Origin of the sequence: Pontibacter sp. SGAir0037 (genome assembly GCF_005491705.1) — a bacterium.
GTDB lineage: Bacteria > Bacteroidota > Bacteroidia > Cytophagales > Hymenobacteraceae > Pontibacter.
Genome location: NZ_CP028092.1, coordinates 3,655,429 through 3,679,107 on the forward strand (window position 1 = coordinate 3,655,429; position 23,679 = coordinate 3,679,107).

At 43.6% G+C, this 23,679-nt stretch carries 21 protein-coding genes; 10 read left to right on the forward strand and 11 right to left on the reverse strand.

The features are described from left to right. Positions 1–104: 104 nt before the first annotated feature. From C1N53_RS14980 to C1N53_RS14995, 4 genes are all read right to left on the reverse strand, one after another. Entirely contained in the window at positions 105–389 is a 285-nt protein-coding gene (locus tag C1N53_RS14980; protein WP_137760080.1) for a cell division protein ZapA, read from the reverse strand. Positions 390–488: 99 nt separating this feature from the next. After that, complete coding sequence (locus C1N53_RS14985) at positions 489–785, reverse strand: hypothetical protein (protein WP_137760081.1); 297 nt, start codon at positions 783–785, stop codon at positions 489–491. A gap of 1 nt (position 786) precedes the next feature. After that, the gene (pheT, locus tag C1N53_RS14990) at positions 787–3,198 is read right to left on the reverse strand and encodes a phenylalanine--tRNA ligase subunit beta (protein WP_137760082.1); all 2,412 of its coding nucleotides are present in this window, start codon (positions 3,196–3,198) and stop codon (positions 787–789) included. A gap of 390 nt (positions 3,199–3,588) precedes the next feature. After that, positions 3,589–4,206 (reverse strand): DUF1684 domain-containing protein, encoded by a 618-nt coding sequence (locus tag C1N53_RS14995; protein WP_137760083.1) that lies wholly within the window; start codon positions 4,204–4,206, stop codon positions 3,589–3,591. Between the two features lie 303 nt (positions 4,207–4,509). Here C1N53_RS14995 and C1N53_RS15000 point away from each other — a divergent pair, with 303 nt between their 5' ends. Continuing rightward, on the forward strand, positions 4,510–4,716 hold the full coding sequence (locus C1N53_RS15000) for a YwbE family protein (RefSeq protein WP_137760084.1): 207 nt from the start codon (positions 4,510–4,512) through the stop codon (positions 4,714–4,716). A gap of 20 nt (positions 4,717–4,736) precedes the next feature. Here C1N53_RS15000 and C1N53_RS15005 read toward each other — a convergent pair whose 3' ends face one another. Together C1N53_RS15005 and radC are read right to left on the reverse strand one after the other, a co-directional pair. Continuing rightward, on the reverse strand, positions 4,737–5,084 hold the full coding sequence (locus C1N53_RS15005; protein WP_137760085.1) for a four helix bundle protein: 348 nt from the start codon (positions 5,082–5,084) through the stop codon (positions 4,737–4,739). Between the two features lie 299 nt (positions 5,085–5,383). Further along, entirely contained in the window at positions 5,384–6,097 is a 714-nt protein-coding gene (gene radC, locus C1N53_RS15010) for a DNA repair protein RadC (protein WP_137760086.1), read from the reverse strand. A 170-nt stretch (positions 6,098–6,267) separates the two neighbouring features. On the opposite strand from radC, the gene C1N53_RS15015 reads away from it, so the two are divergent. The 4 genes from C1N53_RS15015 (at position 6,268) to C1N53_RS15030 (ending at position 10,240) form a co-directional block, all read left to right on the forward strand. Next, positions 6,268–7,500: a metallophosphoesterase gene (locus C1N53_RS15015; RefSeq protein WP_137760087.1), complete on the forward strand. Its 1,233-nt coding sequence runs from the start codon at positions 6,268–6,270 to the stop codon at positions 7,498–7,500. Positions 7,501–7,833: 333 nt separating this feature from the next. Beyond that, entirely contained in the window at positions 7,834–8,502 is a 669-nt protein-coding gene (locus tag C1N53_RS15020; RefSeq protein ID WP_137760088.1) for a hypothetical protein, read from the forward strand. Between the two features lie 310 nt (positions 8,503–8,812). Beyond that, positions 8,813–9,475 (forward strand): carboxypeptidase-like regulatory domain-containing protein, encoded by a 663-nt coding sequence (locus C1N53_RS15025; protein ID WP_137760089.1) that lies wholly within the window; start codon positions 8,813–8,815, stop codon positions 9,473–9,475. A 93-nt stretch (positions 9,476–9,568) separates the two neighbouring features. Then, a complete protein-coding gene (locus C1N53_RS15030) occupies positions 9,569–10,240 on the forward strand; it encodes a carboxypeptidase-like regulatory domain-containing protein (RefSeq protein WP_137760090.1) in 672 nt (223 codons plus the stop codon). Position 10,241: 1 nt separating this feature from the next. On the opposite strand, the gene C1N53_RS15035 is transcribed toward C1N53_RS15030, so the two are convergent. Then, a complete protein-coding gene (locus tag C1N53_RS15035) occupies positions 10,242–11,228 on the reverse strand; it encodes an ABC transporter ATP-binding protein (RefSeq protein ID WP_137760091.1) in 987 nt (328 codons plus the stop codon). Between the two features lie 507 nt (positions 11,229–11,735). On the opposite strand from C1N53_RS15035, the gene C1N53_RS15040 reads away from it, so the two are divergent. Next, complete coding sequence (locus C1N53_RS15040; protein ID WP_137760092.1) at positions 11,736–12,890, forward strand: zinc-dependent alcohol dehydrogenase; 1,155 nt, start codon at positions 11,736–11,738, stop codon at positions 12,888–12,890. Positions 12,891–12,901: 11 nt separating this feature from the next. Further along, positions 12,902–13,399, forward strand: coding sequence for a hypothetical protein (locus tag C1N53_RS15045; protein WP_137760093.1), 498 nt, complete (start codon positions 12,902–12,904; stop codon positions 13,397–13,399). A 90-nt stretch (positions 13,400–13,489) separates the two neighbouring features. On the opposite strand, the gene C1N53_RS15050 is transcribed toward C1N53_RS15045, so the two are convergent. Then, complete coding sequence (locus C1N53_RS15050) at positions 13,490–14,611, reverse strand: PAS domain-containing protein (RefSeq protein ID WP_137760094.1); 1,122 nt, start codon at positions 14,609–14,611, stop codon at positions 13,490–13,492. A gap of 526 nt (positions 14,612–15,137) precedes the next feature. On the opposite strand from C1N53_RS15050, the gene uvsE reads away from it, so the two are divergent. Continuing rightward, a complete protein-coding gene (gene uvsE, locus C1N53_RS15055) occupies positions 15,138–16,031 on the forward strand; it encodes a UV DNA damage repair endonuclease UvsE (RefSeq protein ID WP_137760095.1) in 894 nt (297 codons plus the stop codon). A gap of 73 nt (positions 16,032–16,104) precedes the next feature. Here the strand turns inward: uvsE and C1N53_RS15060 are convergent, their stop codons facing one another. The 3 genes from C1N53_RS15060 to C1N53_RS15070 form a co-directional block, all read right to left on the reverse strand. Continuing rightward, positions 16,105–16,590, reverse strand: coding sequence for a DUF4112 domain-containing protein (locus tag C1N53_RS15060; RefSeq protein WP_137760096.1), 486 nt, complete (start codon positions 16,588–16,590; stop codon positions 16,105–16,107). A 104-nt stretch (positions 16,591–16,694) separates the two neighbouring features. Then, entirely contained in the window at positions 16,695–18,236 is a 1,542-nt protein-coding gene (locus C1N53_RS15065; protein ID WP_137760097.1) for an alpha-N-arabinofuranosidase, read from the reverse strand. A gap of 75 nt (positions 18,237–18,311) precedes the next feature. Continuing rightward, the gene (locus tag C1N53_RS15070; protein ID WP_137760098.1) at positions 18,312–20,675 is read right to left on the reverse strand and encodes a glycoside hydrolase family 127 protein; all 2,364 of its coding nucleotides are present in this window, start codon (positions 20,673–20,675) and stop codon (positions 18,312–18,314) included. A 487-nt stretch (positions 20,676–21,162) separates the two neighbouring features. Between C1N53_RS15070 and C1N53_RS15075 the strand changes: the two genes are divergently transcribed. Both C1N53_RS15075 and C1N53_RS15080 read left to right on the forward strand, forming a co-directional pair. Next, positions 21,163–21,873, forward strand: a complete 711-nt coding sequence (locus C1N53_RS15075) for an NUDIX domain-containing protein (protein WP_137760099.1) — start codon at positions 21,163–21,165, stop codon at positions 21,871–21,873. An 83-nt stretch (positions 21,874–21,956) separates the two neighbouring features. After that, entirely contained in the window at positions 21,957–23,678 is a 1,722-nt protein-coding gene (locus tag C1N53_RS15080) for a ribulokinase (protein ID WP_137760100.1), read from the forward strand. The last annotated feature ends 1 nt before the right edge of the window (position 23,679 follow it).

The window sequence follows — 23,679 nt, forward strand, 5'->3', positions numbered from 1 at the left end:
AAAAACTATAGCAGCACCTGCAGAGGACATTATTATGGCTGTAGGCCGAAATCGAGTTGTATAAGCCCAGTAGTAAACAGGAAAGCTGTTTGCTGCTCGAGCAGTTACTTCGTTGATGATAAAAGGTCGTCGAGCACGTTAAGTTGCTGGTCTACCTGAGAGATATGCTGTTCTCTCTCCTCTTCCAGTTTAAGTTTCTCTACCATGGTTTCAAAGGCTACCATCGCTAAAAGATCCTGCTTATCCTGTATACCAAACTGGTCTTTAAAAAAGCGTAAGCGCTCATTTAAGACCTTACCAACTATACGAAGCCTTTCTTCTTCTTCTTCCTTCACACGCATCGGATACTCGCGTTCCGCGATGCGAATCTTAATTGCTAATTCACCCATCCGTTGCGTTTTTTATAGTTTAATGTTTACCTATCCGTTAGTTGCTGTAAGAGGAAGATCGGCCGGCTCTGGCTTATTTATCTCCTTCAGTTTCACCTTCTAATCCTGTAAGTAAGCAATACACTTATCGATTTCTCTGATGTATTCGTTTAACTTCAGCTTTAATTCTGTCGAATTTGCAGTGTTTCCTGCTATCGTGTCTACAATTTTAACAATATTCTCTTGATTTTGAAAATTTTTTATTTGTTGTTCTTTTTCTTCTACAAGAGATTCGAGGAACTTTATCTCCTCCTGCGCCTGCTCCAGGCGCTGTTGCGCATCGGCATACCGGGCTAAAAGTTTTCTGACTCTCGCCTCGATCACCTGTAATTGCTGCACTTGCTTTTCCTTCGCCATATTATTTGCGGATAAAGGCTCCCAGTTGTTTTTCGAACTGCTGCATCAGGCGGTTCATCGTGGCGTCAATCACCTTATCGGTTAAGGTCTGTTGTTTGTCGAGCAAGGTAAAACTAATTGCATAAGCTTTCTTACCGGCTTCAATCTTATCACCTTCGTATACATCGAACACGTTGATATCCTGCAACAGCTTACGCTCGGTGCGGAAAGCAATTTGCTTTACCTGGTCAAACGATACGTTCTTATCCAGCACAAGCGACAGATCGCGGCGCACTTCCGGAAACTTCGGAAGCTCTTCAGCCACCAGGCTGCTCTTGTACTTCTTCAGTAGATAGTCCCAGTTCAGCTCTGCATACCACACCTGCTCTTTCACGTCCAGGGATCTGGCCATTTTTGCATCCAATAACCCCAACTGTGCTACAACGGTTCCGTTTTTCACATAGCTGATTCCCTGGCTAACATAGCTGTTTGGCTCCAGCGGTTGCGATTCGTAGTCGGCGGCATTTAGTTTGTGCAGCACATTTTGCACTACACCAGCCAGGCTATGGAAGACTGCTTTAGCGCTTGGCTGTTGCCAGCTTTCGGCAGTCATGTTACCTGTTACAAACAGGCTCAGCTTTACACTCTCCTTATATTTACCCTCCTGCTGCTCGTATATTTTGCCCAGCTCATATACCTTTAAATCTTTCTGCCGGCGGTTGATGTTACGACGCAGTACCTCCAAGCCGGAGAATACCATTGATTTGCGCAGCACATCCAGGTCTTCTGAATTATAGTTTACTACCTGCACCAGCCCCTCTGTGTCGCCAGTAGCCTCAAAATACTTTGAGTTGGTAATAGAGTTGGTAATAATTTCATGGAACCCGTTTGCCGAAATATAATCCAAGATGGTTTGGGTGATGTGCTCCGGGTCTGGTTTCGGGAAGTTAGCCAGGAATGTAGAAGCCATGTGCTCGCTTACCTCTATGTTGTTAAAGCCATAGATGCGTAATACTTCCTCTACCACATCTGCCTCACGGGTTACGTCCACTTTAAAAGGCGGCACAGACAAAGTAAGATGCGTTTCTGTTTCACCTGTTACCTCTACTTCCAGGTCTGTCAGTATTTTCCTGATACGTTCAGCGCCAATTTCTTTCCCCATTAAGCGGTGAATGCGATCAATGCTTACCGTTATCTCCTGGTTCCGGAAAGGCACTGGATATACATCTACAATTTCTGAGCTAATCTCCCCACCAGCAATCTCCTGCACGAGCAGGGCAGCACGCTTCAGGGCATAAATAACCATATTCGGATCGGTGCCACGTTCGAAGCGGAAAGAGGCATCGGTTTTAAGCCCATGCACCTGCCCTGTTTTACGCACCGTATCCGGTGAGAAATAAGCGCTTTCAATAAAAATAGAGGTAGTACTCTCTGATACTCCAGAAGCCTTACCACCAAACACACCGCCTATCGCCATGGGCTCTTCGGCATTACAGATCATCAGGTCAGTCGCCTTCAGTTTGCGCTCCACCCCATCCAGTGTTACAAAAGGAGTATTATCTTCTACTGTTTTAACAACAATCTTATTTCCTTTAATCTGTTCGGTATCGAAGGCATGCAGAGGCTGCCCTAACTCGTGTAGCACATAATTGGTAATATCTACCAGATTGTTGATGGGCGACAAGCCGATGGCGCGCAGGCTTTTCTGCAGCCATTCCGGCGATGGCCCTACCTTTACACCCGACACGGTAACACCGGCATAACGCGGGCAAGCAGCTGTATTTTCTACCACTACCTCTATCGTTCTGGAAGTGTTATCAACCTTAAAGTTTTCTACAGATGGCAAAATAGCCTTCGCATCCAGCAGCGCCTGCAAATCGCGGGCAACACCGTAGTGTGAAGCAGCATCTGCACGGTTAGGCGTAAGGCCAATTTCGAAAACAGCATCTGGGTTCAGACCGAAGTATTCAGCAGCAGGCGTGCCGTTCGGCAAGTCTGTATCCAGTACTATAATACCTGCATGCGAGGTTCCGATGCCTATCTCATCTTCGGCACAAATCATACCTTCCGATACAGCACCTCTAATCTTCGACTTTTTTATTTTAAAAGGCTCGCCACCTGTAGGGTATAAGGTACTGTTTACCGTTGCTACCACTACCTTCTGGCCGGCAGCCACGTTAGGAGCCCCACATACTATATTGCTTGGTGTATCTGTACCAATATCTACGGTTGTTACGCTTAAGCGGTCTGCATCCGGATGGCGCTCACAGGTTAGCACCTCTCCGATCACAATCCCTTCCAGGCCACCATCTACGGCCTCTATGGCATGAATACCTTCCACTTCCAGGCCAGCGCCTGTTAGCAGTGCCCCTACTTCTTCAGCAGGTTTATCTATGTTTATAAGTTGCTTAAGCCAGTCGTACGAAATCAGCATATCTTTTTCTGTTGATGATATAGCAGGGCAATTCGTTCTGTTAGTGCCCGAATCTCAAAATTAAGGATTTAATCTGTAATGGGATAAAATTTGACAAAGGACTGTTAGATTTCGTGACAAAGAACTATTTGACTTTTTGATATAGTAGTTAGCCAGAAAGCTTACTCAGAAACTGCTTTTTGTAAAATAAAATTTATAAATAATGAAGCAGAAATGGTCTCTGCTCTCAATTAAAATGTAGAAAAAAGGTATTCAGCTTCTGGCGCTTGACTTCTAAATTGAAGAAACATTAAAGCAGCTAATTTAACCTATCCTATTTCTTTTATCCTCTATTACACAATATTTTGTCACAGAGCCTTATATATAATAGTACCTTGTCAAAACGGAAACCTACTGCTTCTCATACACCTTCTCCCCAGCAGGAATTGCGACAGTTAAATGGTTGTCTCGGGGTGGAACAGGACATACATACTCACCGTTGTAGGCGCAGAAAGGACTATAAGCACGGTTAAAATCGAGGGTGATAGTCTTAGGGTTTTCTTTAAAAGGCACATCCAAATAGCGGCCACCACCATAGGTCTCAAAGCCGTTGGTTTTATCGGTGAAAGGTACAAAGAACGCTTCTTCCTCTGCTTTCACTTTCTTATATAGTGTTAACTTCTGCGCCTGCCCCTCTATCTGGAAAGATGCAACGGCATAGCGCAGGTAAGCTTCGGAACTACCATTGGTCATAGGCATGTGCAGCGTATCTTTCTGCGCGAACTCCTGCACTTCGGCTTTTATGCGGTAATCGAGGTTAGGCTCGTAATACACCAGATTCTTAAAAGCTTTTCGGTCTTCCTCCTCAAAAGGGCTATTCGCCCTGCTCCGGAACGATAAATCTTTTTCTTCCCGCTCTTTCTGCAGCGGCAAGAGATAGTTATCGTCACTTAACAGCGACTCACTTATAAAATACACCAATACCAAGGCAATACCAGCAAATATGATCAGCTTAAAAGGGCGCTTCATGTACAATACACAATTTAGATTTAAGCAAAGTTCGGAATTTTTGAGCAAGGAAAGAGGGCTAAGTTTAAATCTATTAATCCTAAAAAGACAATAAATATGTTACGCCCTCTATTATATATACTGTACGCGGATTTAAATTTGAACTTTATATTGAAAAGCTGATTACCCATGCAACCTGGTGCTTCTTGTTTAACAGCTAAACGAAGTTCAGGAACTGGTATTACGTATGTAACTGTATCAGCTCTTACACCTATTACTGAAAGTTTATAAAAACAAAAGCATGCTTTAAAAAGTAGAACTACTATGGACGGAAGAAAAAGAGCAAATATCAAACCTGGCCTGCACGTAAACATTGTCATGAAAGAAGACCAGCGCTCAGGCGATTTAACAGAAGGCTATGTACAGGACATCCTAACTAATTCACCTAACCACCCACATGGCATTAAAGTACGGCTTGAGACAGGCGAAGTAGGGCGCGTGAAGGAAATCATTTCGGAGTTAGAAGGTTAGAAAGTTAAAACGTTAGAAAGTTATAACTTTCTTTTGGCTACCGATGATTGCCGCGCTTTAGTAAGAATTCCTGTGATGGCTTTGGCCTCTTCTTTCAGTAAAGCTAATCGACTGGCTGAAATAATTTCTGCTTCCTCCAACACAACTCCTATTTTTGAGATGAATTCATTATTTGACCTTGCTCGGCAGGCCGCTCTATAATTGGCCGCAACTGAAGTACCAGCCCTTAGCAACTGCTTACCTAATATCTGGGCCTTAAGGTTGTTCGAAAGTGCCTGTACGAGTTTGATTACACGTAGAGCAAAAGCTTTCGTTCGCGCCTTAAACTGCTCCGCAAAATCATAATTTCTCAACCTCTCTGCCTCCATTACCTAACAAATTTAACTCCCTAACATTAACCCTAAGCAAAAAATAGCAGCTAAGTTTTCTATCACATTTGTAGAGCCTAACCCAAATCAGGGCGGTGTAGTAGAACAACCTAGTGGGGATACAGAGTTGTTTAGGTGGGCGTTCCGAGCTACTTTGTATTTCGGTGCAGACTATGCGAATTTGACTTATAATTTTTCACAAAACAAAAGCGTAGTTAATCCGGGATTTGACTTTACACAGGGGGCTCTGCCTCCATTACCTAACAAATTTAACTCCCTAACTCCTCAACTTTCTAACTTCAAAGAATTCCTTCGTCGGCAAAACTATAGTAGTCGTCGTCGGTGAAAATGATGTGGTCGAGAATAGGGAGGTCCAGGAATTGGCCAGCTTCTTTCATTTTCTTAGTGAGAGCAATATCGGCGCCACTGGGTTTAATATTGCCGCTAGGATGGTTGTGCACCAAGATAATAGAACTGGCCAGCTGCTCCAGCGCCTTTTTGAAGATAATTTTAGGATCGGCTACAGTACCTGCTACACCACCAATGCTAATACTTTCCTTTTTCATGACAATGTTTGCACGGTTCAGCAAAATTACCCAGAACTCTTCGTGCGGCAGATCCAGCAGTTGGGGTTTGATATAATTGTAGATATCGGTAGAGCAGGTAATGCGGGTTTTAGCCGCCGTGGCTGTTTCTTTTCTTCTGCGCCCTAATTCCAGTGCGCTAACAATCGCAATTGCCTTAGCCTCGCCTATTCCCTTGTGCTTCTTCAGGTCGTTTACCGTTAGCTTTGCCAGTTCGTTCAAATCGTTGCCTACGGCAGCCAGTATCAGTTTGGAAACATCTACGGCGGTAAGTTTGGGAGTACCTGACCCAATCAGAATGGCTATCAATTCGGCATCGCTTAGGGCAGCCTTGCCTTTCAGCAGTAATTTCTCGCGCGGACGATCTTCTTCTGCCCAGGTTTTAATGTTAAGCGATTGTGAATAAGACAAAGTTCCAGGTTGTTCCATGTGTTTGTACTACGGTATAATATTTGCAAAATCAGGATGTAGCTAACTGAATTTCATTTGCGCTCAAATAGTTCAGTTACACCAGTACAATCATTCAAATTGTTTTTATTCATTTAACTTAAAGCCAAAAACTGCACAGGCATGCCCTATTCGCAGTTTAAACAATAAATATGCAACGGATATTTTCAGCTGGAATCATCTTATTGATTCTGTTCCTGGTGGATCTGTATGTTTTTCAGGCAGTAAGAACTGTCACTCAAAACATAGCTCCGCTTACGCAACGCTTTTTCTATATTGCCTACTGGGCAATTTTTGCCATAACGGCAGCTACTTTTCTGCTATTTACTGCCACACGTGGCACTCCTCCTACTGCTTTCCAGACTTATCTGTCGAGCACACTCTTTATCCTGTTTGCCTGCAAACTGGTAGTAGTGTTGTTCCTGTTTATAGACGACTTGGTTAGAATAGGCAAAGTTGTGGTAAACAGCACTAGCCAAGAGGCCGCTTTTGATCCGTCACGCAGTAAATTTCTCAGTCAGCTAGGACTAGTAATGGCGGCCATTCCGTTTACAGCTTCAATTTACGGCATGGTAAAAGGTGCGTACGATTACCGCGTAAAGCGTATTACCCTGCGCTTTCCTAACCTGCCACAGGCGTTCGACGGCTATAAAATGCTGCAGATCTCAGACCTGCATACGGGCAGCTTTAATTCTACTTCGCCGCTTAAAGAAGCCGTGGAGCTTATTAATAAGCAGCAGGCCGACCTGGTTTTCTTTACAGGAGACCTGGTAAATAATATGGCTGTAGAACTACAGGAGCATCAGCATACATTAAAGGGCATCAGAGCTAAAACAGGCGTTTTCTCGGTTTTAGGCAACCACGACTACGGCGACTATGTGCAATGGGAGTCGAGGGAGGCTAAGCGCCAGAACCTGCAAACGCTTATAAACGCGCACCGGCAAATGGGTTGGGATATTTTACTAAATGAGAACCGCCGTATTGAAAAAGATGGCGAACATATTTCTGTACTCGGTGTTGAAAACTGGGGAAACAGAGCAGGTTTTCCGAAGTATGGCGACCTGGCAAAAGCCTATAACGGCGCCGAAAACAGCCCCTTTAAAGTACTACTGTCGCACGACCCATCGCACTGGGATGGTGAAATTAACCAGCGTTTCCAGGACATCGACCTTACCTTATCCGGGCATACCCACGGCATGCAGTTTGGCATAAATGTGCCTGGCCTGAAATGGAGCCCAGTGCAGTATGTGTATAAGCAATGGGCGGGGTTATACCAGAAAGGCAAGCAATACCTTTACGTGAATACAGGCCTCGGCTTTCTTGGCTATCCGGGGAGAGTCGGTTTTTTGCCTGAGATAACAGTTTTCGAATTGAAAAGAGTTTAAAGCTTGTATCACTTTTAGTAAAAAGGCGAGTCGTGCTGGAGGCCCGCCTTTTTATTTACCTCAATTAAATCATATTCTATAGCTCATATATTTATACCCAATAAAATATAACAGGCTATTAAAATAAATTAACATCCACTAAACCCAGCCATACATTTACCTATTCTTCAACATATTAAGTATAAAAAACCTATACAAACCTGCCTTCTCTAATGCTTAAAATATAAACATTTCATAGATCAATGCGTAAAACAAAACAGGCATAAAGCTGAGTAATTTTATATTTACAGCATCCAAAAAAGCCTTTTTAAGTTTATCTTAAATATAACAACTATGAAAAAGTCAATTCTTTCGATATTTGCAATAAGTACTTTATTATTTACTTCCTGTGGCGAAAATGGTACTTCTACAGAAGTGGCAGAAAGCCGGGGTGAGGTAAATTCCGATCAGATTAATGGATACGGACAAGATCCTGCTCATTCTTCGGCAACCGAAGACCAGGGGCCTGAAATGGTCTGGATGGATAGAGCTGAAAATATAGCAGGCCAAATGGCCAGAGACTTACAACTCGACAGAGACAAGCAAGACGAGGTTCAGCAGATTATTTATGAGCGAGAGAGAAAATTAGGTGAGGCTGAAGATGAATTAAACTACAGCGAGACTGCACGTATGGGTGGCGAATCTGATAACGACACACGTAACGACATGAGCAATAACAACAATACGAACATGAACGCTGACCGCAGCAACAATGCTGGCAATGCCTACACTGGCAATAGCGCTGTAAATGATGAGGCGGGCAATAATTTAGACATGAGAGAATCAGAAATGAATGAACAGCGGAAGCAGATAAAAGATGAAACTGATACACAGTTACAAGAGGTGCTTTCTGCAGACCAGTTCAAAATGTATAAGCAAAACCATGACAAGTATAGCACTATGAGCAGCGATGCATCTTCTGGTCAGAGTAGCCAAATGAAGCAACCATCTGCTAATCAGTAATAATTATTCAGACACAACACAAAGAAGCCTGTAGCTAAAAAGTTACAGGCTTCTTTGTGTTAAAATATAGCAGCCTTTGTATACTAAGCAACTATTATAGAGCGTATATAAGTAGTATATACTGCCTCCTAAGCCAGTTTATGTAGCAATATTTTCAAAGTACTTAAAGCCTGATTCTTCTTAATTTGGAATTAAACAAGTGAAGATTTAGCTTTATAAGAAAACTAGGCTGTTGTATTTAATTTCCTCATGCTAACGTATGTTATCAACACAGATGGCTTAGTTACCAATTAGTCCTGATTTTAAGTTAATGCTTCGACACCTATTACTTTTATTTACTTTTTGCCTATTACTGGTTACCTGCCTGCCTGCGCAAGCACAAAGGCAAATACGGGTAAGAGGTACTATATTACAACCCGACAAAACAACTCCTATTCCTGGTGCCGGAATTATAAAAGTTGGCAATAGTACAGGGGTAGCTTCCGACCAGAACGGCAATTTCCTGATTGATATTCAGACTGAAGATACACTCCTGATACGTGCCGTAGGTTACAAACCTGTGCTTTATCTGCCTCAGAAGCTACTGGTGTCGGAAGTAAGGGTAAATATTGTTATGCAGGAAGACAGCGTTATGCTGGGTGAAGTTTTGGTTACAACCCGGCCTTCGGAAGAAATGATACAACGTGCTTTACGGAACATGAAGCGTGCGGAACCAAACTATACGACCAAGCCGGGCTATGATCCCGCATTTAACCAACCTCCGCCAACTGTAACCGCTCCGGCGCCCGCTGCCCTTACTCCTTTTTCTATACCGGTATCAATGATCTTTGACATGCTTTCGAAAGAGGGCAAGCAAAATAGGCAGTTACAGGAACTACTCGAGCAACAGGAACTGGAAAAGAGGATTAACGAAAAGAAAAAAGAAAGGGAAGATTATAACCGTTTTTTTAAAGATAACAAAGGCTACGAGTAGTACTCACCTTCCAAGAGTAGTATTTTAAATGCATCTTATGTAATTTAAGAAGATTAAAAACTTTACAAAGCTATACTATCCTAAGCAGCTATCATGCTCCGCACCCTATCTCTTTTCATCCTGTTACTGATGCTGCTTTTCAGTTCCTATACCTCTTTCGCCCAAAGAACCGTTCGTATTCGCGGAACTGTGCTCCAACCTGATAAAGAAACGCCCATAGAAGGAGCCGGAATTCTGCAGTTAGGCAGTAAAACAGCCGTAGCTTCTGATGCTGGCGGGAACTTTATTATCGATATCGGCTTAAACGACACACTTCTTATCCGAGCTGTGGGCTATAAGCCGATGCTTTACCTGCCCCAGATACTGCTGGTATCGGAAGTAAGGGCCAATATTATCATGCAGGAAGATAGCGTTATGTTGGGCGAGGTAAAAGTTACCACAAGACCTTCGGAAGAAATGATACAGCGTGCTGTCCGTAACATGAAGCAGGAGAAACCAAACTACACTGCCAGGCCCGGGCATAACCCTGACATCAAACCTATAACTCCCGCTCCGCCTCCTCCGCCTAATGTTGTCCTTAACCCGCTTTCGGCATTTTCTAAAGAAGGAAGGCAAATAAGGGAGCTACATAAGATCAAGAAAAAGCTGGAGGAAGAAAAACAAAAGAAAGAAGAAAATGCCAGGCTACTGGAACAGGAAGAGGCACGCAAAAAAGCGAAAGAACTTTACAATAGCTTTTTTAAAGACTCAACCACTTCCCAATAAGTTAAATATACCACGCATCATCTGCTGCAAGAGAGATATAAATCGTATCACCTTTTACAATGTGCTGCTGTACGGTTTTTAACGTTACCGACACGCCTGACAGCAGCACCTCTAACTCATAGTAGCTCCCAAAGAAAGTTACCTTTTGTACTTTACCAACTAATACCTGCTCCCCCTCTTTTACAACCTTTAAACTCTCCGGCCGGATCAGCAACCTCTTGCCATTGTTGCGCTTTATACCAGGCACTGCGGTTAATGCACCAGCTTGTTCAGAGTCAATAAGGTTATAGTTGCCGAACAAAGCCGCCGTGTATTCGTTAACAGGCTGCCTATAGATTTGCTCTGGAGAGCCCTGCTGCACCATTTCCCCTGCCCGAAGCACTAGTATCTTTTCTGCCCAGGAGATAGTATCCAGCGGGTCGTGCGATATTAACAGGCAAGTGATCTCCAGCTGGTCTCCAATTTCCTGAATAACAGATTTTAAAATGCTTTTATGGGCTGCATCGAGGTTCGAAAAAGGTTCGTCGAGCAGCAGTAGCCTGGGAGCAGAAATAAGCAACCTGGCCATAGCGATACGCTGTCTCTCTCCACCTGAAAGTTGGTTTGTCTTCCGCTTTAGCAAATGCTCTATCCTGCACACCTCGTATAAAGTATCGGACCTTTCTTTTGTAAGCGTGTTGGCATATTTTAACACTTGCTCTACCCGCAGAAACTGCGGTAGCTCAAACTGCTGCGAAAGATAGGCGATACCCGGATGGCCCGGAATAAGCTTCTCATGTGGCCCTTCTACTCTTTCTCCTTCGAAGTATACGTCTCCGGCACTTGGCTGTACCAAACCTGCTATTGTTTGCAACAGCGTGCTTTTACCAGAGCCTGTTTCTCCGGCTATTACTATTTTCTGAAATTCATGCTGTGTAAAATGTATGCCTTTGAGCACTAAATTCCCTTCTTCCTGAACAGCTATGTTATTAACTTCTAAAAAACTCATATATCTTGTAGGTACTACGGCCTCCCCGTTGCTAGCTTTTTTATCCTTTTAACTAAGGAACAGGTAATATTAGGCAAAAAAACAGCAACAGGTACTATACGCTGCCACTTATACAGTAGCCATTTTACATATTGCTTATACTGGCATATCGTGTTCTTCACCCAGAGCTTCTATACCCTATCGCATTTCAAGGCTACACTTTTAGTATTTATAAAATATAACTATATATAGATTATAGCAAGCAAAAACAGTGGCATTAACCGAGCATAAGAGCACCATACTCACCAAGCTTCATTTTCATCAACCTAGCACACAATCGATTAAAAATTAATAAATTAACAGTTAAAATAGCACCTACCAAACAATCTACACTTTTCTTCCAGAAGCACAAACTGAAACTTTAACGGTTAGAAAGAGTAATCAAGAGGACCTAATCTATTTAGAATATTTTAAAGTATACATAAAGGTATACCTGATGTCTCACGTTTAAAAGAAAGGGCGATATATATGCTTGCTATGAATTACCGTGGACCACAAAGGGTCCGAATTGATCATAAACCGATGCCTGAAATTCTGCACCCTCAGGATGCCATTGTCAGAGTAACCCGCTCCTGTATTTGCGGCTCTGATTTGCACTTATACAACGGCAACGTACCAGACACGCGTGTAGGAACTACATTCGGACACGAATTTATCGGAGTAGTAGAAGAAGTTGGCTCGGATGTACAGAAACTGAAGGTTGGTGATAATGTATTAGTGCCCTTTAATATTGCCTGCGGAAAATGCGCCTTTTGTAAGCAGGGGCTTTATGGCAACTGCCATGAATCGAATTCGCAAGCAACAGCTGTAGGTGGTATTTTCGGCTATTCGCATACTGCAGGAGGCTACAATGGCGGACAGGCCGAATATGTACGTGTGCCTTATGCCGATATAGGCCCTACTGTAATACCGGAAGGCATGGACCCCGATGATGCTGTTTTACTGACCGATGTGGTGCCTACAGGCTATCAGGCTGCTGAGATGGCCGGCATACAACCCGGAGACACCGTAGTGATATTTGGCGCAGGCCCTATAGGCATTATGGCTGCCAAATGCTCCTGGCTTTTTGGCGCCGGCCGCGTTATTGTTTTCGACCAGGTAGAGTACCGGCTGGAGTTTGTTAAGAACTACGCCCAATGCGAAGCCTACAACTTTAGATCGATTGAGGATCCGGTGGTGTTTGTAAAGAAAACAACCGATTGGATGGGTGCCGATGTTTGCATAGACGCTGTAGGCGCTGAAGCTGCCGGAAGTGCCATGCAAACCATTACCGGTCGTAAAATGCTGTTACAGGCAGGTTCTGCCACGGCACTGCACTGGGCCATAAACTCTGTTAAAAAGGGAGGTATTGTGTCTATTGTAGGTGTTTATGGCCCAACAGGCAATCTGGTGCCGATTGGCAACGTAGTAAACAAGGGTATTACAATACGTGCAAACCAGGCATCTGTAAAACGCCTACTCCCCAGGCTAATCGAGCATGTGCAAAACGGGGTGATAAACCCTAAAGCACTTATTACACACCGCATTCCTTTGGAAGAGGTATCAGATGCTTATCGCATTTTCTCTGATAAGCTGGATAATTGTATCAAACCGGTTCTTATTCCACCGTCCGCCAAAATGTAAAGTAAAATACTATGAAAGACAGAGCACAAGATTACGCACATATAAAAGGTTGGGGCATAGATATAGATCCAAAAAACGATCCTACATACCCCATGAAACACCGTACCGATGAAGAGCAAAAAGGCTACAGTTGGGAGCGGCCGCCACAGCAGCCTGTTAATATTGAGGTGTTGCATTCCAATGAACGACCTAATGTCAGTGCTGTTTTCGGCACATCTGCTCCACCTAGTGGTTTGAGTGGTATGATCCGGCGCCAGGCGTTCAAGTACGGGGAAGGAAGCTTTGCACACTGGATACCTCTAATATTAGCAGACCGCGTAGACGAAGTAGAAGGCATTATTGATGACCTGAAACAGGGGCATGTACCAAACTTTTTTGCAGAAAAAGGCTGGAATGCCCAATGGAAGCACAACAAAATGGGCCTGCTTCAGAAAATAGCCATAGGTGCTGCCTTAACCACAGCGGCAGTTGTATTATTAGCTGGCCGAAGCAACGAAGACGAAGAGTAAACTTCTTTGCCTGATACCCGGCTTTAAGAGAAGATGCCCTGTAAGTTCCAAAACCTACAGGGCATCTTCTTTTAAAGCAGCTGTGGCAAGCTAATGTATCTTAACCTTATACCGATCCGCAATATTCAACTTAATGGAGTGATACACATCATTCAGAGCTCTGATATAATCGTCCATTTCCTTTGACACTGTTTTGATGTGCTTCAGGTATTCCAGCAGTGTTTTTTCATTAAGCACTTCTTTTTCAATGGCAGATGTTAAACCAAGCATGGTGGCTACAGGCCGGCGCATGACATGCGATATATCATGAAGTATCTGTTCCAGTGCCTTTATATACTCTTTTCTATCTGTAATATCCTGAAAAGTGCCATACCACACCACCGTTCCATCCTCCTGCTTCTCCGGGTTTGCATTTGCCCAATGCCAGGAAATAGTACCATTCTTTGACACGACCCGGTATTCCATGTCCCAGCTGGTCAGGTGTATAAACGATTCCTGTATACTCTGCTGCACTACCGGCAGATCTTCCGGGTGAATGGCCCCAAACCCAAGCTCAGGTTTCTGCTTTAGCTCCTCAGGATCGAGATCAGGGTGTATTTCAGCTATACCTTTACTTAAGAAAGTAAAAGACATTTTACCATTGGCTGTCATTTCAAACTGGTAAATTGCTCCGGGAGCCAGGTCCGTTAGCTTTTTCAGCCTTGCCGCACTTAATTCGATTCTATCTCCCTGCTCCAGCAATATCTTTCTGAACTCCAGGTAATCAATTGCTTTTTTAGCCAGGAGCTTTAAAGCCTTCTTCTGATTCTCTGATATTTCCCGGGGTTTATCATCAATTACGCATAAGGTTCCAAGTACATTCCCAGTCGGCGTTTCCAGGGGAGCACCTGCATAAAAGCGGATGTAAGGAGAACCCAGCACCAAAGGGTTATTTTTAAACCTATCATCATTTAAAGGATCAACCACAACCAGTACTTCTTTTGGGTTGTGCAGTGCATGTTGGCAAAAAGCATCCTGTCTTGGCGTTTCAGCAATATTGATTCCTTTTTTTGCCTTGAACCACTGGCGTCTGTCATCGATAAATGACATTAATGAAATAGGGGTATCACAAATAGCTGATGCAATTTCAGCTAATTCGTCAAGCTCCTGCTCAGGTAATGTATCTAGTATCTGATATGCATTAAGTTCTTTTAGTCTGTTTTCTTCGCTCATGAACTTAAACTTAAATCTTTATTCCTCTTCCATAATGTTGTTCAACTGAAGCAACAAATTCATCCAAGCCAATACATGGCACAGTATACTTATTCATCAGAAGGAACACAAATTATTTTACACCTTGTGTTATAGTCGGCAACATTTTATACCCTTTAATAGTTGCCTGCGCCCTTAAGCAGCAACAGCAACCTACCATAAGCGGACTAATCTCAGACTGTCAACTAATATATAAAAGTTTAATATTTTAGAATGGGGTATAATACAAGGTCATATCAGGATGATATGAATTATCGAGAGATTGGCGTAGTAATTGATTCATAAGACATAATTTTTAAAGTTTGTTTTCAGATTTGTTGCGCATAATTCACGGATACTTCTATCCTTATCCAAATATAGTACATCAAGTGCATATTTCAACCTATAATTTAATCCGGTAAGGTTTAGCACTCAAAACAGTTTCTAACCCTACAGCCAAACACTCCGTTCTTTCGTAGGTTAACCATTACCTATACTTAACTAAACTATGAAAATAGGCTACCCATGCATTAACTGGACGTTAGACTGTAGTCCATCCCGTACTTTCAGGCTCGCCTCTTATACAGAAGAGAGACTTCTGGAAACAGTAGCGCAGAACTTGGCTTGCCTTCGGCGCATACTGGAATACAATGTTCAGCATGGGCTGTTTTTCTTTCGCCTAACTTCCGATTTAGTGCCTTTTGCCTCACACCCTATTAATACCTATAACTGGCAGGAGCATTTTAAGCCTACTTTTCTGGAACTGGGCGAATACATAAAACGCAACAACATGCGCATTTCTATGCACCCAGATCAGTTTGTGGTGCTTAACTCTCCTAATGAGCAGACTGTAAAGAACAGTATTGCCGAGCTAGTATATCAGGGCAGCATCCTTGATCTGATGGAACTGGATACAACAGCTAAACTACAGATTCATGGCGGCGGTGCTTATGGTGATAAATCTACGGCCATAGGGCGTTTTGCCGAAGTATATCATACCATGCTTCCTGAAGCCGTAAAAGCCAGGCTTTGCGTAGAGAATGACGACAGAACCTATAGCTTACTGGACTGCCTCCAACTACACGAGCTTACAGGTATGCCTGTTATTTTTGACAACCTGCACCACGAGTGTGTTAATAATGGCGAGCCTTTAAATGAAGCCATACAATTCGCTTCTGAAACATGGGATCCTGTAAAAGATGGCATCCTGATGATGGACTATAGCTCACAGGCTTATGGCGAGCGCAAAGGGAAGCACACCCCAAGTATTGAAGAGCAGCTTTTCCATGATTTTCTATTGGAAACAGAAGGAGTAGAACTGGATGTTATGCTGGAAATAAAAGATAAAGAAGCCAGTGCTCTTAAAGCGATCGAAATCGCTAAAGCTTTGGGAAGAGCTTAGTTCTTACCGGCTGCCAAGAGCAATGTTTGCCATCTGGTGTTCGCTCTGCAAACTAATTTTTTTATATTTTTATTTAGAAAAGCGCAATAATATAAGTGGCTAATTGCCATAAAGCCCAAACTATAAAAACAACAAGCACAATCAGCATTAACAGCACACCTACAATAATGCCTTTTCCACTTCCCTGGTGCTTGCCTTGCTCGTAGTGCTCGCGCAACAAGCGCACATTACGCTGATTTGCTTTAAATGCAAAGTCGAAAATATTACCCAGAACAGGTATACTTCCAAACAATACGTCTACCGCTATGTTGAGCAACATGAGCGCCACTACTTTACCACTTGCTCCGTGCCTTGCCATTGTCATTACCAGGCCGGCTGAGATTGCAAAAGAAACAAAATCGCCTACAAAAGGGAATAAACCCAGTACGGGGTCTAAGCCAAAACGATAGCGGGTGCCAGGCAAACGAAACTGGTTATCCATCAGGTGAACCATAGAATCCACCCATTTCAGCTTTTCAGATTGTGGAGTGCGGGTATAACGTGCGTTTTGTTGTGCCATAGGCGCTTATACGCTAATCTGCAACAGAAGGTAGCGCCTGCCCTTAAATAGCAAAGCGGCACCAACCTATAATTGATGCCGCTTTGCAAAACTTTTAAAAAGCCTTACTTCAGTTCCAGCACCACCACAGAAAACGGCGGCAACTTCACATTTAAATTATTGCCTTTTATACTGGCTCCTTTAAAATTAGCAGGTGTAATTGTATTAGGTTTTTCGAAGGTATTGTGATCCTGTATACTCTTTGAGGTTAAAATTCGCCCTGACACAGATTTCAACTTCAGCGCCTGCACATCTATACTGATATCATTGGCTTTTTTAGAGTCGATATTAACTAATGTAATGTGTGTTACACCTTGCTGGTCTCTTGAGGCAGAGCCGGAAACAGCCGGTAACTTTTCATTGTTAAAAGCAAAGTCGGCACTTTTAACTTCAAGAGGCAGAAATGTTGCATCCTGGTGCACGTTATACATTTCCATAACATGGTAAGTAGGTGTCAGGATCATTTTCTCCTCATCGGTTAGGATAACTGCCTGCAGCACATTTATAGCTTGCGCCAGATTGGCCATACGTACACGTTCGCAGTGGTTGTTAAAGATGTTAAGCGTTACACCTGCAATCATGGCATCACGCATGGTGTTCTGCTGGTAAAGGAAACCAGGGTTTGTACCTGGCTCTACATCATACCAACCGCCCCACTCGTCTACTACCAAGGCTACCTTCTTCTCAGGGTCATACTTATCCATGATGGCAATATGCTTTGTTACCAGTTCCTCCATAAACAGAGCTCTCTTCATGGTGGTAAAATACTGCTCATCCGAGAAGTCAGTAGCTGGGCCTTTTTTATTCCAGTCGATCACAGAGTAATGATGAAGCGCAACGCCTTCGATCAGGCTCTTCGGGATATTCTTCATTAACACCTCGGTCCAGTTGTAGTCGCCTGAATTGGCGCCGGAAGCAATGCGGTAAATGCCTCCGGTATTATTCCAGTCAGACACAAAGGTGGCGTATTTGCGGTATACGTTGGCATAATATTCTGCCGTCATGTTACCGCCGCAACCCCAGGCTTCGTTCCCAATACCCCAGTACTTTACCTTCCAGGGTTCTTGGCGGCCGTTCGCACGACGCAGCTTTGACATGGGGCCTTCCCCGGCGAAGTTAACATACTGCACCCAATCGGCCAGTTCTTGCACCTGCCCGCTTCCTACATTTCCTGCCAGGTATGGCTCTGTACCCAGCAACTCACACATATTCAGAAAATCGTGCGTCCCGAAGCTGTTGTTTTCTGTTACTCCGCCCCACCAGCTGTTCACAATCGTCGGGCGCTGACTTTTAGGTCCTATGCCATCTTTCCAGTGATACGTATCGGCAAAACAACCTCCCGGCCAGCGCAGGTTGGGTATCTTTAGCTTTTTAAGGGCATCAACCACATCATTTCTGATACCTGCTGTATGGGGAATCTTTTTGTTGTCCTCGCCTACATAAAATCCACCATAAATACAGCGGCCTAAATGCTCGGCAAAATGGCCATAAATATGCTTGTTTATTTTCAGCTCCTGGTTAGTTGGCGCATTTAGCTTAGCAGTAGTTTGACCGAAACCAGAGAAGCTGCAGAGAAGCAGCAAGAAACCTAATAAATTTTTCTTCATTCGTTTTTAAGTTAATTTTATCAAGAACAGATCTTTACAGATGTATAATTAATGTTTAAAAAAGGCAAAGCTTTCCTATTTTAGTAACCTGACATGATAGACACCTCCTGCAATGGAGCCAGCGTGAGCAGAGAATTTCACCTGCAATTTCCCTGCTGCACTTCTCAATAACTCTTCCGGCAAAGCATAATCCACTTCAAAAAAAGTATTGCCTTTAGATCCGTCTAACCTCACTGTTTCAATGCGCTTGTTATTAATCAGTATATCAAAGTTACGATTCATATCCTGTCCGTAATAAGTTACCCGTAAGGTGCGGGCCTCTTTCTTCGGGTCTTTCAGGTCATAGCTAAACCACCCGCTGGCATGCCGCCAATGCCGATCCTGGTGCACGCCTGACTCGGCACCTTCTCCCTGGTAATTATGATCTGATTCAGGCTGCTGTTCTCCGGGCGCAACCTGGTCAACAGTACGGGAGTCGAGCAAGAGTTTTTCCTGTTCTCTCTCCCGCAAAGCCTTATTTCTGGCCTCCAGCTTTTCCGGCGTAGAAACAGGCCAGTACACCACATAACGGGCATCATGCACCTGGAAAAAAGGCACCAACTCCACCTGCTTATAGGCATCAGTGGCAATCATATCAGAGGCTTTAAATGTAAGTGGCTTCCCATCGACAGGCTTTAATCCATCTGCCAGGCTTTTACCCGATGATACCAGCAAGGGCGCTTCTTCTATAGAATAAGCCGGCCCATGTGCAATATGCGCCATACGACTGTTATCAGCCCACAAACCTTCTAAATCTGTTTTATCTGTTATTGCTGCGAGTACAACCGGGCCATGCACAAACGACACCCAGTCCGATTGATCCGGCAGTTGCTCTACCTTTGTTTGCATAGGCAGTGCAACCGAAACCACATCACCTGTTTTCCATTTGCGTTCTACAGCCACATAGGTAGAAGAAACAGCTTTAGTCTTCACCTCTTTATTATTTACAAGCACTTTAAACGCCCCCTCCTTCACCCATTCAGGCTTCCTGATATTCAGCGAAAACTTTGCGGACTTTTGCAGCTCCAGCCTGAGTTCTGTCTTCTCCTCAAATGGAAACTTAGTTATCTGTTTCAGGGTAACGCCTTTCTCCTGCCACTTCAGATGAGACGGAATAAACAAGTTAACAAATATGTCTTTCCCATTGTGTGTATAAATCAACTCGCCGTACTTTCCATGGTTTTCCAGCCCGGAGCCAACACAGCACCAAAAGCCTTCGCTGGGTTGCGAATACACACGGTAGTGCCGTGGCCTCATTGGGGTGAAATATACAAAGCCTCCTTTCTCCGGGTGCTGCGACGAAAGAATATGATTATACAAGGCCCTTTCGTAGTAAGAAATATAAGCAGGGGATGGATCTGTATAGAATAACTGCTTCGTTAGTTTCAGCATGTTATAGGTGTTACATGTTTCGGGGCCTTCCCTGGACTCTACCATAGAACTAAAGTCATTTGTTGGATGAAAATGCTCCCGAACACTATTTCCCCCTATAGAAACTGTTCTGTTTTTCACCACTGTCTCCCAAAAGAAAGCAGAGGCATCAGCCCAGGCGGGATCTCCTGCCACTTCCGCTATACGCTTATACCCGATTACCTTTGGTATTTGTGTATTGGCATGCAAACCCGTTAGTTTGTCTTCATTCGAAAGCAAAGGAGTTAAGATGGCACGATGAGAAAATTTCCGTGCCAGTTCAAGGTACCTGCCGTCTCCGGTTATCTCAGCCACATCAGCAAACACCTCGTTCATGCCGCCGTGCTCGCTTCGTAGCATGTCCTGCACCTGCGCGTCGGTTAAACCTGCTGTCAGGTTCAGGCACCAGTCTGAGAATTGCACTAACATGTCTTTTGCCTTTTCGTTACCTGCATATAAATAAGCATCCCGAAGGCCAGCATAAGTTTTATGTATATTATACCAGGGTACCCACTTTTTATTTAATGAAAAGCTTTGCGCATCTATCTTGCCTCTGCTGATTTCCTCCCACATCGCATTTCCGCCTGGCACACCTCCTACATACCCATTGCCATTTTTCTTCTGGCATATTTCCAATTGGTCAATCATATAGGTTAGCCGCTTGTGTAGCTCCTCATTTCCTGTAGAAGCATACATGAGTGCCAGTGCAGTAAGGTAATGGCCCCCGATATGGCCATCCAGGCCTGTATTTTCCCAATTACCGTAAACAGGAGCTTTTGGTTCTATACCAGCCTCCCGTAAGTATGGTGCCAGCAACCGGTCGGGGTCAAGTGCCAGCATGTATGCCATATCCGTTTGCTGTGCTTTTTTAAAGGGGCTCTCCAGCAGGCTTACTGCAGAAAGTGGAAAACTTTTAAACTGAATCTCCTGCCCGATACTGGCGAACGGTAAGAGGAGTAAAAGCAGAATACGCAAACACTTCAGGTTCATTTCTTTAAAAGTTATGTATTGTTAATATTCTCACACAAATCGCTTCCTCTGTTTTAAATTAGCCTCTATTAACCATTTACAATAAAGTCATTCTTCTTGCTTAGAAGCTTTGCAAGAAATAATTTGTGTTATTTATACACTTATAAAAGTGACACATTTTTTATTGAGAAGCAAATGCTTTAATACCTTTTTCAGTTTTGCTGAAAATTCTTCTGAAAATATTGAGAAGCAACTACAGTTGCACAGTTTAAACGGCCTTATACCATTAAAGTGCAGATAAAGGATGATGTGATCTTATTTCAGCATCTTGTAGTTGAAAGCTAACAACCAGGCAGGTTTATGAGCTCGTCATATCATTCATTCATGTATGGGATTTAATTTTTGGGTATTTATAGCCTATGCAATTGATAAAATTTTAAATCTTCGCTTATCTTGTAAGCATCTTTTAAAGATCGTGTAGTCTTTGCTAGCTATTAATTGTTAATTTATGCTTAAATATTCAGGGCAAACCCGTATCCTTGTTGCTGTTGATTGTATCATCTTTGGTTTTGATGGAGAGCAATACAAACTACTTCTCATTCAAAGAGGCTTTGCTCCTGAAAAAAGAAAATGGAGTCTGATGGGTGGCTTTCTGCAGCCTGATGAAAGCCTGGATGTTGGAGCCAACCGCGTGCTAAAGCAATTAACTGGTCTGGAAAATGTGTATATGGAGCAACTACATACGTTTGGCGACCTAGAACGGGATCCTGTGGAAAGAACATTAGCAGTTGCTTATTTTGCTTTAATTGATATTCAAAAGTATGAGAAGCAATTAAGCAAAGACTTTAATGCGGAGTGGTTTCCATTAAAAGAAATGCCGGAGCTTATCTTCGATCATAACAGAATGGTTAACATGGCTAAAGAAAGGCTCCGCTATAAAGCTGCTCTGCACCCTATATTATTTGAGCTACTCCCCGATAAATTCACCTTACCACAGCTTCAGGCCTTATATGAAGGCCTGTATGAAACCAGCCTGGACAAACGGAATTTCACCAGAAAACTATTATCTACCGGCTTATTTATAAAGCAACAGGACAAGGAGAAAGAAAGCTCTAAGAAAGGAGCATTTTATTATAAACTTGACCAGTCAAAGTATTTAGATGATTTTCAAGCCTTTCTAAAGTTCATTCCAAATCCTGATAAACTTCTAACTAGTTAGTCAGTATCTACAAAAAAGATATTCTTGGAACTTCATATTTTAAACAATAAGTGTTATTTTGACACAAAATTAAAATAATAACTGTGAATCAGGAACAATATGTAATAGGAGTAGACTATGGTTCAGACTCAGTCCGCTCCGTTTTAGTAAATGCCTCTAACGGGGAAGAGGTAGCTTCTTCGGTATTTTATTATCCGCGCTGGCAAAAAGGGCTTTTCTGCAATTCTTCCGCGAACCAGTTCAGGCAACACCCCCTGGATTATGTAGAAGGGCTAACATATACGATAAAAGATTGCCTCCAAAAAGCAGGGAGCAACACAATTGTAAAAGCGGTAAAGGGTATTTCTGTCGATACTACTGGCTCTACCCCTGTGGCGGTAGATAAAAGCGGCACGCCGTTAGCGCTATTGCCTGGTTTCGAAGAAAATCCGAACGCAATGTTTGTTCTCTGGAAAGATCATACTTCAGTTGCCGAGGCTGCTGAACTTAACCAGCATGCAACCAGGTTTGACACCAACTATCTTCAGTATGTAGGCGGCATCTATTCTTCAGAATGGTTTTGGGCAAAACTGCTCCACATACTAAGAGCAGATGTCAACGTAAGAGAAGCATGCTACTCATGGGTAGAACACTGCGACTGGATTCCTTTCTTACTTACAGGAGGAGCAGATGTAGCCCAAATGAAAAGAGGCGTATGCTCTGCCGGGCATAAGTCGCTTTGGGCAGAAGAGTTCGGCGGGTTGCCACCGGAAGAATTTTTCTCATCACTAGACCCGCTGCTGGCCGGATTCACAGAAAGATTATTCACAACTACTTATACTTCGGATCAGGCAGCAGGAACTTTGAGTGCGGAGTGGGCAGAAAAATTAGGTTTATCTACCGATGTTGTTATAGGGGTTGGTGCTTTCGACGCGCATATGGGCGCTGTAGGCGGGCAAATAGAGCCTTACCACCTGAGTAAGGTAATGGGCACTTCTACCTGTGATATGCTGGTGGCCCCACTTGAAGAGGTAAGCGATAAACTGGTAAACGGAATATGCGGCCAGGTACCCGGCTCTATTATACCTGGTATGATGGGACTGGAGGCAGGCCAATCTGCTTTTGGAGATGTATACGCCTGGTTCCGAAAAATTTTATTATGGCCTCTGGAGAACATACTGCTGCAATCCGAAACGGTGTCTTCCGAAACAGCGCAAGCACTTGTTGCTGAGACAGAAGCACGCATTATTCCGGAACTTACTGCACAGGCCGCAAGAGTTCCGCTAACAGAAAATAGCGAGTATGCCCTCGACTGGCTCAACGGCCGCAGAACACCTGATGCCAACCAATTACTAAAAGGAGCCGTAGCCGGACTTGGTTTGGGAACAGATGCGCCTAAGTTATTCAGAGCACTTGCCGAAGCTACCTGTTTCGGAGCTAAAAAAATTGTGAACAGGTTTATAGAACAAGGCATTCCGGTTAAAGGCCTGATAGGCATGGGAGGTGTGGCTAAAAAATCGCCTTTCATCATGCAGATGATGTCTGATGTAATTAACATGCCTCTCCGGATTCATAAATCAGATCAGACCTGTGCCATTGGAGCCGCCATGTTTGCCGCTACGGCTGCCGGAATCTATGCGAAAGTAGAAGATGCCATGGATGCTATGGGGCAAGGCTTTGATGCTGAATATTCACCAGACCCGGAACGTGCCGCTCTGTATGAGAAACGGTTTCGGAAATACGAAGCGCTAGGCGACCTTATAGAGGCACAGATAGACGCTCCGGCATCACAAGTAACAGACGTTCAAGAAGCAGTAGTCAGATAAC

Bases quoted from the DNA above. Each gene is read 5' to 3' on its own strand.
- C1N53_RS15070 (WP_137760098.1), bottom strand. From the start codon at position 20,675: ATGAACCTGAAGTGTTTGCGTATTCTGCTTTTACTCCTCTTACCGTTC.
- C1N53_RS15065 (WP_137760097.1), bottom strand. From the start codon at position 18,236: ATGAAGAAAAATTTATTAGGTTTCTTGCTGCTTCTCTGCAGCTTCTCT.
- C1N53_RS15000 (WP_137760084.1), top strand. From the start codon at position 4,510: ATGGACGGAAGAAAAAGAGCAAATATCAAACCTGGCCTGCACGTAAAC.
- C1N53_RS15020 (WP_137760088.1), top strand. From the start codon at position 7,834: ATGAAAAAGTCAATTCTTTCGATATTTGCAATAAGTACTTTATTATTT.
- C1N53_RS14980 (WP_137760080.1), bottom strand. From the start codon at position 389: ATGGGTGAATTAGCAATTAAGATTCGCATCGCGGAACGCGAGTATCCG.
- C1N53_RS15025 (WP_137760089.1), top strand. From the start codon at position 8,813: ATGCTTCGACACCTATTACTTTTATTTACTTTTTGCCTATTACTGGTT.
- C1N53_RS14995 (WP_137760083.1), bottom strand. From the start codon at position 4,206: ATGAAGCGCCCTTTTAAGCTGATCATATTTGCTGGTATTGCCTTGGTA.
- C1N53_RS15005 (WP_137760085.1), bottom strand. From the start codon at position 5,084: ATGGAGGCAGAGAGGTTGAGAAATTATGATTTTGCGGAGCAGTTTAAG.
- C1N53_RS15015 (WP_137760087.1), top strand. From the start codon at position 6,268: ATGCAACGGATATTTTCAGCTGGAATCATCTTATTGATTCTGTTCCTG.
- C1N53_RS14985 (WP_137760081.1), bottom strand. From the start codon at position 785: ATGGCGAAGGAAAAGCAAGTGCAGCAATTACAGGTGATCGAGGCGAGA.
- uvsE (WP_137760095.1), top strand. From the start codon at position 15,138: ATGAAAATAGGCTACCCATGCATTAACTGGACGTTAGACTGTAGTCCA.
- C1N53_RS15035 (WP_137760091.1), bottom strand. From the start codon at position 11,228: ATGAGTTTTTTAGAAGTTAATAACATAGCTGTTCAGGAAGAAGGGAAT.
- pheT (WP_137760082.1), bottom strand. From the start codon at position 3,198: ATGCTGATTTCGTACGACTGGCTTAAGCAACTTATAAACATAGATAAA.
- radC (WP_137760086.1), bottom strand. From the start codon at position 6,097: ATGGAACAACCTGGAACTTTGTCTTATTCACAATCGCTTAACATTAAA.
- C1N53_RS15060 (WP_137760096.1), bottom strand. From the start codon at position 16,590: ATGGCACAACAAAACGCACGTTATACCCGCACTCCACAATCTGAAAAG.
- C1N53_RS15045 (WP_137760093.1), top strand. From the start codon at position 12,902: ATGAAAGACAGAGCACAAGATTACGCACATATAAAAGGTTGGGGCATA.
- C1N53_RS15030 (WP_137760090.1), top strand. From the start codon at position 9,569: ATGCTCCGCACCCTATCTCTTTTCATCCTGTTACTGATGCTGCTTTTC.
- C1N53_RS15040 (WP_137760092.1), top strand. From the start codon at position 11,736: ATGCTTGCTATGAATTACCGTGGACCACAAAGGGTCCGAATTGATCAT.
- C1N53_RS15075 (WP_137760099.1), top strand. From the start codon at position 21,163: ATGCTTAAATATTCAGGGCAAACCCGTATCCTTGTTGCTGTTGATTGT.
- C1N53_RS15050 (WP_137760094.1), bottom strand. From the start codon at position 14,611: ATGAGCGAAGAAAACAGACTAAAAGAACTTAATGCATATCAGATACTA.